The organism is Candidatus Rokuibacteriota bacterium, assembly GCA_016188005.1.
In the GTDB taxonomy this organism is placed as follows: domain Bacteria; phylum Methylomirabilota; class Methylomirabilia; order Rokubacteriales; family CSP1-6; genus UBA12499.
The window spans coordinates 24,845-33,909 of the sequence record JACPIQ010000111.1; the positions used below are offsets into that span (position 1 = coordinate 24,845).

At 72.2% G+C, this 9,065-nt stretch carries 7 protein-coding genes and 1 tRNA gene; all 8 read left to right on the plus strand.

All coding sequences use genetic code 11. The features are described 5' to 3' along the window. Positions 1-45 precede the first annotated feature (45 nt). On the plus strand, positions 46-2,226 hold the full coding sequence (locus tag HYV93_21615) for a Smr/MutS family protein (protein MBI2528569.1): 2,181 nt from the start codon (positions 46-48) through the stop codon (positions 2,224-2,226). A 1-nt stretch (position 2,227) separates the two neighbouring features. Beyond that, complete coding sequence (locus HYV93_21620) at positions 2,228-4,141, plus strand: DNA primase (GenBank protein ID MBI2528570.1); 1,914 nt, start codon at positions 2,228-2,230, stop codon at positions 4,139-4,141. 25 nt (positions 4,142-4,166) lie between these two features. After that, entirely contained in the window at positions 4,167-5,954 is a 1,788-nt protein-coding gene (gene rpoD / locus HYV93_21625; protein ID MBI2528571.1) for an RNA polymerase sigma factor RpoD, read from the plus strand. Positions 5,955-5,967: 13 nt separating this feature from the next. Further along, positions 5,968-6,043, plus strand: a tRNA-Ile gene (locus tag HYV93_21630). Between the two features lie 135 nt (positions 6,044-6,178). Beyond that, a complete protein-coding gene (locus tag HYV93_21635) occupies positions 6,179-6,886 on the plus strand; it encodes a hypothetical protein (protein MBI2528572.1) in 708 nt (235 codons plus the stop codon). Next, on the plus strand, positions 6,883-7,365 hold the full coding sequence (rnhA, locus tag HYV93_21640) for a ribonuclease HI (GenBank protein ID MBI2528573.1): 483 nt from the start codon (positions 6,883-6,885) through the stop codon (positions 7,363-7,365). Before HYV93_21635 ends, rnhA begins: the two co-directional genes overlap by 4 nt. A gap of 68 nt (positions 7,366-7,433) precedes the next feature. After that, a complete protein-coding gene (locus tag HYV93_21645) occupies positions 7,434-8,831 on the plus strand; it encodes a DEAD/DEAH box helicase (protein ID MBI2528574.1) in 1,398 nt (465 codons plus the stop codon). Continuing rightward, positions 8,770-9,065: hypothetical protein (locus tag HYV93_21650; protein ID MBI2528575.1), on the plus strand; the 296-nt coding region annotated here is incomplete at its 3' end. The genes HYV93_21645 and HYV93_21650, both read left to right, overlap by 62 nt.

A 9,065-nucleotide genomic window follows, 5' to 3' on the forward strand; every position in this document is an offset into this window, starting at 1 on the left:
GCCCTGGCGGAGGGCGGCCCGCCGCCATGGGATGCGATCCCAGACGTGCGCGCCACGCTGGACCGGGCCCGCACCCCGGGGGCGGTGGCCGACGGCGCCGACCTCCGCGGGCTGATTCCGCTCCTGGAGGCTCAGGGGCGGCTGGTGGGATACGGCCGGAGCATCGAGGGCGTGGCCCCCGATCTCTCCGCGGCGCTCCGCGGGCTCCCGCCGCTGGACGGGTTGCGAGACCTCCTGTGGCGCTCGCTCGACGACGATGGCGGCGTGACGGACGAGGCCAGTCCCGCGCTGCGGCGTCTTCGCCGGCGGCTCCGGGAGCTACGGAGGGACCTCGTCAAGCGCCTCGAAGCCCACTTCCAGGCGCCGGGCGCCGACCTCCTCTTCCAGGAGCGCTACGTGACCGTGCGCCACGGCCGCTACGTGCTGCCGATCCTGGCCGCGGCCAAGGGGCGCCTGCGTGGCATCGTGCACGACCGCTCCCAGAGCGGGGCCACGCTCTTCGTGGAGCCCGAGGCGGTCGTGGAGGACAACAACGAGCTCGTGCAGGCCATCCGCGAGGAGGAGAGCGAGGTCTGGCGCGTGCTGGCCGTGCTCACTGACGCGGTTCGCGAGGCGCTGCCCGAGCTCCACACACTGCTCGAGGGCCTGGGCCGGCTCGACCTGACCTTCGCCCTGGCCGACCTGGCCGAGCGCATGAGGGCGGTGGAGCCGGCGCTGGGCCCCGGCCCGGCCGGCACCGCGGAGATCAGCCTCCGGGGAGCGCGTCACCCCCTCCTTCTGGCCCAGGGCTGGCAGAACCCCGAGCGGCCGGTGGTCCCCGTGGACCTCGTGCTAGACGCCGAGCGCCCGCTGCTCGTCATCACGGGGCCCAACGCGGGAGGCAAGACCGTGGCCCTCAAGACGTTGGGGCTCTTCGCGCTCATGGCCCAGTCCGGTTTTCATCTGCCGGCATGCGACGGGGCGCGGCTGCCCGTGTTCGAGCAGCTGTTCACCGTCATCGGCGACGACCAGAGCGTGGCGGAGAACCTCTCCACCTTCTCGGCCTTCGTCAGGCAGCTCCGGGTCGTGCTCGAGCACGTGGACCACCGGTCGCTGGTGCTCCTCGACGAGCTCGGCGCCGGCACCGATCCCGAGGACGGCGCCGCGCTGGCCCAGGCCGTGCTCGAGGAGGTGGCCGGGCGCGGGGCCTTCTGCGTGGCCTCCACTCATCTCGAGCCCCTCAAGGCCTTCGCCTCTACCGACCCGAGGGCGCGGAATGCCTCGGTGGAGTTCGATGGCGAGCGGCTTGAGCCGACCTTCCGGCTCGTCTACGACCGCCCGGGGCAGAGCTATGCCCTGGCCATCGGGGCGCGGCTTGGGCTGCCTCCGGCCCTGATCGATCGCGCCCAGGCCCACCGCTCGACGCACGGGCGCGCCCTCCAGGAGCTCCTCACCCGCCTTGACGCGCGCGACCGCCAGGACGCCGGGCGCGCGGCGCTCATCGAGCGGCGCGAGGCGGAGTCGGCCGGGCCCCTGTCCCGGGCGCGGGAGGAGCTGGAGACAGCCCGGAGCCAGGCGCGCGAGAGCCTCACTCGCGCTCGGGCCGAGGCCCAGCGGCTCCTCGGCGAGATCCGCCGCGCGGTGAACGAGGAGTGGGAGCAGCTCAAGCGGAGCGACCGTACGCGTGAGAGCCTGGAGCGGAGCCGCAAGCGCCTGCTGGATCTCACCCGGCGCGCGTCGGAAGCGCCCGCCGAGGATGCCCCGGGCCCCACGGCCGCCGCCGCCCCGGGCGATCATGTCCAGATCGTGCATCTCGGCCTCGAGGGAGAGGTGCTGACGGTGGACGGAGCCGGCGCGACGGTGCGCGCGGGGAGCGTCACGGTGAAGGTCCCGGTCCGGGCCCTCCGCGTGCTGGAGCCTCCCGCGGCCCACCGCGCGCGCTCCCGGGCGGCGGCGCCGGCCCGCCGGGATGTGCGATTGCCCGAGAAGACGGGCGTCGCCGCCGAGATCCAGCTGATCGGCCGGACCGCGGACGAGGCGCGCGATCTGGTCGAGAAGTACCTCGACGACGCCTTCCTCGCCGGGCTGCCATCGGTGCGGGTCATCCACGGCAAGGGGACGGGCACACTCCGCCGCGTCGTCCACGAGCTGCTCGCGGTGCATCCCCTGGTGGCCGCGCACCGGCCCGGCGCACCCCAGGAAGGGGGCGAGGGGGCCACCATCGCCAGCCTCCGGGTGGGAGACTAGCATGGGCCCGGGCTTCTCGCCCCCGCTCCTCGAGGAGATCCGCTCGCGCGTGGACATGGTGGAGCTCGTCGGCCAGTTCGTGAACCTCAAGCGTGCCGGCGAGAACTGGAAGGCCCTCTGCCCCTTCCACACGGAGAAGACACCTTCCTTCACCGTCCACCCGAAGAAGGGCATCTTCCACTGCTTCGGCTGCGGCGCCGGGGGGGATGCCTTCAGCTTCCTCATGCGCCAGGACCGGCTCGCCTTCCCCGAGGCCGTGCGTCTCCTCGCCGGGCGCGCCGGCGTGGCGCTGCCCGCGGAGCGCACGCCCGAGGCCGCCGACGGAAAGCTCGAGGCGCTCCGCCAGCTCATGGCGCGCGCGACGGAGTTCTACGCCGAGGCGCTTTGGGCGGCCGGCGGTGAGAGGGCCCGGCGCTATCTCGAGGGGCGCGGCGTGGACCCGGAGATGGCGCGGCGCTTCGGCCTCGGCTGGGCTCCGGAGGGCTGGGACCACCTGCTCACCTTCATGCGAGGGCAGTCGGTGGCGGAGGAGGCCCTGGCCCAGGCCGGGCTCGTCCTCCCTCGCCAGACCGGCTCGGGCTTCTACGACCGCTTCCGCAGCCGGCTCCTGTTCCCGATCCGCGACGGGCAAGGCCGGGTCGTCGCCTTCGGCGGGCGCGCCCTGGGCCTCGAAGAACCGAAGTACCTCAACTCCCCCGAGACGCCGCTCTACGTGAAGGGACAGACTCTCTACGCCCTCGATCTCGCGCGGGGGGCCATGCGCGAGCGCAACCGCGCCGTCGTGGTGGAAGGCTACCTCGACTGCCTCATGGCCCACCAGTACGGCTTCACCGAGACAGTCGCCGCGCTCGGCACCGCCTTCACCCCGGCCCAGCTCGCGCTCCTGCAGCGTCACGCCGACGAGATCATCGCCGTCTTCGACGCCGACGCCGCGGGACAGAAGGCGGCCGCGCGGCTGGAAGAGCTCACGGGGGAGGCTGCGGACATCCGGAGCCTGGGCTGGTCTGTGGCGCGGACGGGCGGCTTCGCGAGGGCCGGCCACTTCCCCGTCAAGGTCGCGGTGCTCCCCGAGGGACACGATCCCGACAGCCTGCTCCGGGCCCTGGGGGCGGAGGCCTTCCGCTCGCGCCTGGACGCGGCCAGGAGTATCCTCTCCTTCGTGATGGCGCAGGCCTTGGCCGAAGAAGACCTGGCCTCGTCCCGCGGGCGCGCAACGGCCCATGCCCGCGTCGCCCTGATCCTCTCGAAGGTTCCCGATGCTGAGGAGGCCACCGCGCTGGCGCGCCAGGCCGCCCGGGAGCTCGGGGTGGACACGACCCAGCTCTGGATCGAGGCGCAGCAGCTCGGGCGGGCGCGGCTGTCCCACGGCCGCGGCGAGCGGGCTCCGGGTCGCGACGCGCTGCCTACGGTGAGCGCGGCCGGGTTGCCCCCGAGCCTGGCCGAGCGAGACCTCCTGGCGCTGCTGCTCGGCGTCGCGGAGGCCCGGAGCGCGCTCCTGCCGGGGATCGACCAGGAGGACATCGCCCATCCCGGGCTCCGGCGGCTGCTGGAGGCGCTGCGCGGCGCCCCCGACAGCCCGGCCGAGGCGCTGATGACCCTGCTCGACAGCGACAGCGAGCGCGGGCTCCTCGCCTCCCTGCTCCTCGAGGAGCGGCAGTGGACGGACGTGCAGCAGCAGATCAGCCAGCTCCAGCGGCGCTACGAGATCCGGCGCCGGAAGAAGCGGATCCGGCTGGTGACCCGGGCCATCGTGGAGGCCCAGGCGACCGCGGACCCGTCCCTGCCCCAGCTCGAGGCCGAGCTCGGGCGGCTCCAGCGCGAGGCCCAGGAGGTGCGCGAGCTGTCCCTCGCGCCAGCGGCGGGCCGGCCCGCCCCCGGGCCCCAAGCGAGCGCGCCCGGGTCAATGACGCCCTAACCCCCCTTCAGGAGACGTTGCGAGCATGGCGGACGAACCGAAGCTGGAAGAGCTCGACAAGCTCATCGCGGTGGGGAAGCAGAAGGGGTTCCTCACCTACGACGAGGTCAACGACGCCCTGCCGTCCGACATCGTCTCCCTCGACCAACTCGACGACATCATGATGATGTTCGGCGCCATGGACATCGAGGTCGTGGACTCCGCCAAGGCCAGCCGGCTCCCCTCGGAGGTCGAGCCGCCGCACGAGCGAGACGAGGAGGACGAGCCCGCCGATGCGCCCATCGATCTCACCCCCGGCCCCGTCGGGCGCACGGAGGATCCCGTGCGCCTGTACCTGCGCGAGATGGGCCGGGTGTCCCTCCTCACCCGCGAGGGGGAGATCACCCTCGCCAAGCGGATCGAGGAGGGCAAGGACGAGGTGACGCGGGCCATCCTCGCGACCAACCTCGCCCTCGAGAAGATCCACGGGCTCCGCGACGAGCTGCGCCGCGAGGTCGTCCCCGTCAAGGACGTGGTGGACTACCCGGAGGAGGAGTTCTCCGAGGACAAGGAGGAGGAGCTCCGGCGCTCGGTGATCCGCGACCTCGGCAGCGTGGACCGGCTGCTCCGCGAGCGCGAGAAGCTCATGGACCAGGCGCGGCGCCTCCGGACGCGCGCCGGCGGGCGCCGCAAGGGCGAGCCCACCTGGAAAAAGATCGAGACACAGGCCCAGGCCAAGCAGGCCAGGGTCCTCGGCACGCTCCGGAGCCTCAACCTCCAGCCCTCGCTGCTGGATGCCTGGGGGCAGGACCTGAAGAGGCTCGTGGAGAAGATCCAGCGCGCCGAGCGCGAGATCGCGCTGTGGTCGGACGGCCGGCGCCCGGCGCCGGCGGCGGTGGACGCCTTCCTCGCCTCCCTCGGCGACGACGACCGCGACGACGGTGACCGCGACCTCTACCAGAGGGCCGCCAGCAAGCACCCAGGCATCAAGGACCGCCTCGTCTGGGTCGCGCAGCAGAAGATCAGGCGCTCGGAGGAGGGGGCGAAGGCCCGGGCCGAGGACCTCAAGCGCATCGTGGCCATCATCAGGCAAGGCGAGGCCAAGGCCGCGCGCGCCAAGAAGGAGATGGTGGAGGCCAACCTCCGCCTCGTCATCTCCATCGCCAAGAAGTACACGAACCGGGGGCTCCAGTTCCTCGACCTCATCCAGGAAGGCAACATCGGCCTCATGAAGGCCGTGGACAAGTTCGAGTACCGCCGCGGCTACAAGTTCTCCACCTACGCCACCTGGTGGATCCGCCAGGCCATCACCCGCGCCATCGCCGACCAGGCCCGGACCATCCGCATCCCCGTGCACATGATCGAGACGATCAACAAGCTCATCCGGACGTCTCGGCAGCTGGTGCAGGAGCTGGGCCGCGAGCCCAGTCCCGAGGAGATCGCCGTCAAGATGGAGGTGCCGGTCGACAAGGTGCGGAAGGTGCTCAAGATCGCCCAGGAGCCCATCTCCCTCGAGACGCCCATCGGCGAGGAGGAGGACAGCCACCTGGGGGATTTCATCGAGGACAAGCAGGTGGGCTCGCCCGTGGAGTCCATGATCGGGCTCTCGCTCCGGGAGCAGACCAACAAGGTGCTCAACACGCTCACCCCGCGGGAGGAAAAGGTGCTGCGCCTGCGGTTCGGCCTGTCCGACGGGTGCGAGCACACGCTCGAGGAGGTCGGCCAGGACTTCGCCGTGACCCGCGAGCGCATCCGGCAGATCGAGGCCAAGGCCCTCCGCAAGCTCCGCCACCCGTCGCGCTCCAAGAAGCTCCGGAGCTTCCTGGAGTCCTGATATGATCACGCGCGGGCCCATAGCTCAATTGGCAGAGCCCCCGGCTCATAACCGGTACGGTCTTGGTTCGAGTCCAAGTGGGCCCACCACCATGGCACGGGCACCCGGGCTGTCGCCCGCCCGTGCCTGGCGGCGGCTGACGCCGCGCAAGCAAGCAACATGAGTCCGAATTCGCGGCGGGGGCGGGCGTGGCGACAGCCCGGGTGCCCGCCCCAGGTGAAGACTTGGACGGCCAGCTCCGGATCCTGATAGAGCTGCAGACGCTCGATACGAAGATCGCCGGCCTCGAGGGCGAGGCCGCCCGGCTCCCGCAGGAGATCGCCCGCGTCCGGGCCGAGGTGGACGAGATGCGCAACCAGGTCGCGGGGGCCAAGACGAAGCTCGACGCGGCCCGCAAGGACACGCGCGCCAAGGAGAAGGACCTCGACGATTCGCAGGTGAAGCGCCAGAAGTTCGAGGGCCAGCTCTACCAGGTCAAGACCAACAAGGAGTACTCGGCCGTCCTCTCCGAGATCGAGGAGGTCAAGCAGCAGAAGGCCAGGATCGAGGAGGAGATCCTCACGCTCATGGAGCGTCACGAGCGGCTGGCCGGGGCGATCAAGGAAACCGAGGCGCAGCTCAAGGCCGCCGAGGCCCAGGGCGCGGCGGAGGAGAAGGCGCTCCGCGAGAAGCTCGGAGCGGTGGAGGCCGATCTGGCCGTCACGCGAAGCGACCGGGCCGGCGTGGCCCGCGAGCTGCCGGTCAACATCCTCGCCGACTACGAGCGGCTGCTCCGCGGTCGTGGCGGGCTCGCCCTGGCCGTGGTGACGATGCCCAACCTGTGCTCCGGCTGCCGGATGACCATCACCCCCCAGCGCCTGCAGGAGCTCAAGCCACAGAACACGCTCCTCCCCTGCGAGGCCTGCGGGCGGTACCTCTACTGGCCCGCCTGACACCCGCGGGACCCCGCACCGACCGGGTCACCCTCTACACCGACGGCGCCTGCCTCGGCAACCCGGGCCCCGGCGGCTGGGGCGCCATCATCCTCGACGGCGGGAGCGAGCGCGAGCTGTCCGGCGCCGAGCCCGCGTCCACCAACCAGCGCATGGAGCTCACCGCGGTCATCGAGGGGCTCCGCGCCCTTCCGGGCCGCCGCGGCGTGGCCGTCTACAGCGACAGCGCCTACGTCGTCAACTGCTTCCGTGACCGCTGGTACGTGCGCTGGCGCCGGAACGGGTGGAGGAACGCCCAGAAGAAACCCGTGGAGAACCGGGATCTCTGGGAGGCGCTCCTGGCGCTGGCCGAGCAGCACGACGTCGAGTGGCACAAGGTTGCGGGCCATTCCGGCGACCCGCTCAACGAGCGCGCCGACCGCCTCGCCAATGCCGCCATCGAGCGCATGAAGGCGGGCGCCGGCCGAGCAGAGCGCTGAAACACTCGCACGGCAAGGTCTCGCGTCGCCCGGCGGCAGCCGCCCCCGCGGCCCCCGCATCGGGTGGTGTGCTGTCCTTCGATCGCGGCTCGCTCCGCCTCGAACTGCCCCGGACCGCGCGCGTCCCGCCGTATCTCGCCTGGGACGAGCGGGTGGGCGCCTGGCGCACCGAGGCGATGCACCACGCTCGCCTCTGCGAAGATGCCGCCCGGTACCACCTCTCGCTGACGGACCAGGCCGGGCGCTTCTTCGAGTGCCCGCCTCTGCGGCCGGCGCTGCCGCCGCTCCGGCCCGATCAGGAGGCGGCCGTCCTCGCCTGGGAGCAGGCCGGCCGCCGGGGCGTGATCGTCAAGCCCACGGGCACGGGCAAGACCGAGATCGCGCTGTCGATCATCGCCCGCCACCGCGTGTCCGCACTCGTCGTCGCCCCGCTGCGCGACCTCATGTACCAGTGGCAGCGGCGCATCCGCCAGGGGCTCGGCTTCGACGCGGGCGTGCTCGGCGACGGCCGGCGCGAGATCTGGCCGATCACCGTCACGACGTACGACAGCGCCTACATCCACATGAAGGAGATGGGCAACCGCTACCGGCTGGTGGTCTTCGACGAGGCCCACCACCTCCCCGGGGCCACGCTGCACGAGAGCGCGCTCGACACCCTCGCCCCCATGCGCCTGGGCCTCACGGCCACGCCCGAGCGCGCCGACCGGCGCGAGGGGATGCTCGACGACCTGATCGGGCCCGTGGTGTTCCGCGAGGAGATCGCCGCCGCCAAGGGCAGGACGCTCGCCGACTACAGCCTGGTCCGCGTGCCGATCCACCTCGCGCCCGAGGAGCAGGAGGAATTCGACGGGCTCTCCCGGCGGGTGCGCGCGTACCTCATCGAGCGCAGGCGCGAGGAGCCGGGCTTCGAGTGGACCGACCTCACGCGCCGCTCCCGCACCGACACCGAGGCCCGGGAGGTGCTGCGGGCGTACCGGCGGAAGCTCGCCCTCATCCACCGGTCCGCGGAGAAGCTCCGGGTGGTCGAGGATATCCTGCGCCTGCATCCCACGGACCAGTGCGTGATCTTCACGGCGTCCAACCGCATGGCGCTGGAGGTCTCCGCGCGCTTCCTGATCCCGGCGCTCACCGCGCATTCCGACAAGCGGGAGCGCAACGCGGTGCTGGATGGCTTCGCCGCGGGCACCGTCCGGGCGCTGGCCGCCTGCGAGGTCCTCAACGAGGGGTGGGACGCGCCCGCCCTCAAGCTGGGCATCGTGCTCGGCGGGGAGAAGGGCGTGAAGGAGGCGGTGCAGCGTCTCGGCCGGCTGCTCAGGCGGTCCGGCGACCGCTCCGCGCGGCTCTACGAAGTGGTGCTCCAGGAGACGCCGGACGTCACGCGGGCGCGCCGGCGAGGACAGTCCGGTGCTTACAAAGCAGCAGCGCGTCTATCACTGGGACAGGCGCAGCAGCTCGATCTCTTCTGATCGGCTGAGCGACGAGGACACGCCGCACCTCGCGCGGGCCCTCGCCGTCTACCGCGCCTCGCTCGGCGAACGGCTCGCCCGGGTCCGCGACGCCGCCCGCGCCGCGCTGGAAGATCTGCGCCCCGACCGGGTCGAGGCCGTCGTCCAGATCCTCGACGACACGGCGACCTACGAGTGGCCCCGCGGCCGCCTCCAGGCGGAGCGACGCGTTCGCGTCTTCGCCCAGGCCGGCAG